The organism is Herbaspirillum aquaticum, from assembly GCF_002213425.1.
GTDB lineage: Bacteria > Pseudomonadota > Gammaproteobacteria > Burkholderiales > Burkholderiaceae_D > Herbaspirillum > Herbaspirillum aquaticum.
This window is the reverse complement of record NZ_NJGV01000045.1, coordinates 1-3,135: the sequence shown is the minus strand read 5'-3', so window position 1 is coordinate 3,135 and position 3,135 is coordinate 1. Positions and strand designations below refer to the sequence as shown.

Below are 3,135 nucleotides of genomic sequence, written 5' to 3'. Positions count from 1 at the left end.
AGGATCAGGGCAGCGCTGTTCTGCTGCAAGTGAAGTCATGGATGCAGCTTAAATTCTGGCAAACGCTGTCTTGACGGATGGGTCCACTTTAGTCGCTGCACCGCAAACCCTGGTGGCAAACGAGCATGGGGGTGACATGGTTCAGGGTGAAGTGCTGGAGGTCGATCGCGATTTTGCAAAAGTGATTATTAAGCATCACGCGTTGGTCGGACTGGGGATGCCAGCAATGACAATGGCGTTTAGCGTACCGGATACTGCTGTGCTTGACAGCTTGCAAGCCGGGGCTCATATAAAATTTCTCGCTCAAATTGCTCCCCACGGCCTTGCGATTGCCAAAATCGAGTTAGTCAGGGACTGAAAGCGTTCCCTGTCTATGACACATTCCATAAACGTAGGTACACTATCGCTGTCTGTTTTTTGCAATTGGTAGAAAATTCATCACGTCGTGTGCTGGACGATTTAGCGCCAACAGCAGTTCTAGCGCCAATGTCATGCGCATTACCAGTATGATTTAGGGCGTTTAGCTTGCTGGGCGGCAACAAAAACAAGTTTAAACAGTCCAATGAACCTTCACGACCAGTCATTTATTTTCGTTTTTGTCCTATTCAGTAGCAGTATCATAGGTGGTGCTCGATGGCTTGAGGCGAGGGCCTATAGCAGGCTACTTACTGCCGTCATCATTGCTTGCCTCGGTGTCATGGCCGTATTTCATATTTTCTTTTTGAGTAAAGAAGGTGAAATCCCGATTCATTTCACGGTATTGGCGATTGCACAATTTGGCGTATTGGGACTGGCCTTCAAGCTTTGGCTCGCTTTGAACTATCCTAATTTCAAGCGGCCTATTCGTATAGTGATTCATGTGATATCGCATTCGTCTTTTGCGCTCATCATTATGATTGGTTATTGGGCAAAGACTAACCACCCGCTCATGGTATTTTTACTGTACCCCCTTTCCGGGCTGTCAGTTTCGCTGATTGGTGAAAGTATTGAAGAGGCAATAGAACATCGACGTGACACTAGGGAAGCGCTGAACAAAGCATAATGTCAAACTTAAATAAGTCGCCTATGACTTGATCATGTTTTATCTAGAATAATTGTTGTAAATTGTAAATAAGCTAGTTTTTGGCATTTTCGCCGCCTTTTAAAGTATGCCCGGCCGGCTCCAGCGTAAATTTCTTCGAGAACAAAATTATTATGATGTTGAAAATATTTTTTCTAAGTCATTAGGCTGTGTGTGCGTTTTCAATCTAATTTTCGTAAAGATTCTTTAAGCCGTACGATCATTTTTTTGATGATCGGTATTTGGTTCGTCCATTGGATTACTTGCTCAGCGTTTTTACATCATGTTAGCAATCCAGCTGTTAGTTGCCATAAGTTGGTTAAAGCTAACGTAGCTGTCGAAGGCAATATCGTTTTGGCGGAGAATTTTGATCAGAGTATTGAAGAGACCGGCTCACCGATGGAAAAGTGTGCAAGTGATGAGCAAACCGTGGTGCATTTGCCTGTCCTGCTTGCTTATCTTGGCATTTTTCTGCTTTTTCGTTATTTACCTCCATCTAATTCGGCTCGTATCCTTTTAATACGCTGGTTAAAAAATTGGCGCCAAATCAAGCTACCGGTATCTCATTGCCGGCGCAATCTAAAATCTAGTTGTTCGCCGCACGCTCCTCCGCATTAACCCCCGCTGTACGCCGTATTCCGTCTAGCTCATGCAGTTGAGACTCGCTTGTCTCGGTATGGGCGTGGGTTAATTATTTGAGTGAGTGTGTGATGAAAAACTGTATTAATTGCAGCCTGTGTTTTAAATCGAGTACGTGGCACTGTCCGCATTGTGGATTCCTCCCCGCGCAATACGATAACCACGTGTCTTTTGTCTGTGAAGAAGGTATTGCTGCCGATACATTTAATCCAAAGATTTTTGCGAAGTATGCCACGATTGATACCTCGCATTTTTGGTTTTCTGCGCGCAGTTCGTTAATTGTTGACCTCGTCGGCAGGCATTTTTCAAAAGCAACTTCCATGCTCGAAATCGGCTGCGGTACAGCCGCAGTCCTGCAGGCCATGAAGGGCGCCTACCCGGCCATGGCATTATCAGGCTCCGATCTCTCAGTAGAAGGCTTGAGGTATAGCAGCAGTAAAAAGCTTGGTGCGAACTTGTATCGCATGGACGCGACAGAGATTCCATTTACTGAGCATTTCGACATTATCGGTGCGTTTGACGTGCTTGAGCATATTGAAGATGACCGACTAGTTTTGCGAGAGCTGTATCGTGCCTGCAATCCTGGCGGCGGTGTAATTCTGGCAGTGCCGCAGCATCGTTGGCTATGGAGTCCAACCGACGAGTATGCCGGTCATGTGCGTCGCTATACCCGCCGCGAACTGGTCACCAAGGTGGAGCAGGCAGGGTTTCAAGTAGAACGCGTCACGTCATTCGTATCTCTCTTGCTGCCCCTGATGCTTCTTTCGCGGCTGAAGCAGCGTTTAATGCCGCTTCAGAAAGAAATCGACGAAGGCTTTTTTATTTCTCCCGGCATAAATCGCATACTAAGGTATGTTCTGTCTTTTGAGCAATTCTTGATCAGTAGGGACATGTCGCTGCCAATCGGCGGTTCACTGTTTGTCGTAGCTAGAAAAAAACCGCAGCCGACCAATTCAGCAAAAATCGATGTCTGATATTCAGGAAGAACTTTTATATTCAAAAATCAGTGCGTCGCTTACTTCTATATCTCTATGCCCAAATTAGAGAAGACTTTTGCTAACTGTGGTTGCTTACTTCGGTGTATTGCAGTCCCAGTTACTAACACTAGCTTTCAAGCACAGGTAGAAATCGTGCGATATTGGGACAAGAAGCTACTTGTGAGCAAGACTATTGTATCTTCGCTACCGCTTCACAGTGCCAGCGAAGCAATCGAATGTGCGCGCGCGTGGTCAGTGAACTGGGTCAGACAAAACGGCTCGCCCCTGCGATAAATTGTGTCTTTCAATATCACGTTAAAAAGGAAGGGGTCGCTGCCGTCATAATTGAGTCAGTTATAAGGTATTCTAAAGTGGACCCCGAATTTGAGACACTGATTTAAGCTGTCGTCCTGGAAGGGATGACGAGAATGAGTGAAGCAAAGAAGAAGCGAAATAGCT

General features: G+C 45.8%; 3 protein-coding genes. All 3 read left to right on the top strand.

Features of this window, described 5'->3' with window-relative positions:
• Nucleotides 1-136 precede the first annotated feature (136 nt).
• The 3 genes from CEJ45_RS24300 (at nucleotide 137) to CEJ45_RS24290 (ending at nucleotide 2,673) form a co-directional block, all read left to right on the top strand.
• Nucleotides 137-358, top strand: coding sequence for a copper-binding protein (locus tag CEJ45_RS24300; RefSeq protein ID WP_088757546.1), 222 nt, complete (start codon nucleotides 137-139; stop codon nucleotides 356-358).
• A gap of 204 nt (nucleotides 359-562) precedes the next feature.
• Entirely contained in the window at nucleotides 563-1,042 is a 480-nt protein-coding gene (locus CEJ45_RS24295) for a hypothetical protein (protein WP_088757545.1), read from the top strand.
• Nucleotides 1,043-1,863: 821 nt separating this feature from the next.
• Complete coding sequence (locus CEJ45_RS24290) at nucleotides 1,864-2,673, top strand: class I SAM-dependent methyltransferase (protein WP_158214945.1); 810 nt, start codon at nucleotides 1,864-1,866, stop codon at nucleotides 2,671-2,673.
• The last annotated feature ends 462 nt before the right edge of the window (nucleotides 2,674-3,135 follow it).

What these genes read in the sequence shown, in the direction of transcription:
- CEJ45_RS24300 (WP_088757546.1), top strand. Translation starts at nt 137, where the DNA reads ATGGTTCAGGGTGAAGTGCTGGAGGTCGATCGCGATTTTGCAAAAGTG.
- CEJ45_RS24295 (WP_088757545.1), top strand. Translation starts at nt 563, where the DNA reads ATGAACCTTCACGACCAGTCATTTATTTTCGTTTTTGTCCTATTCAGT.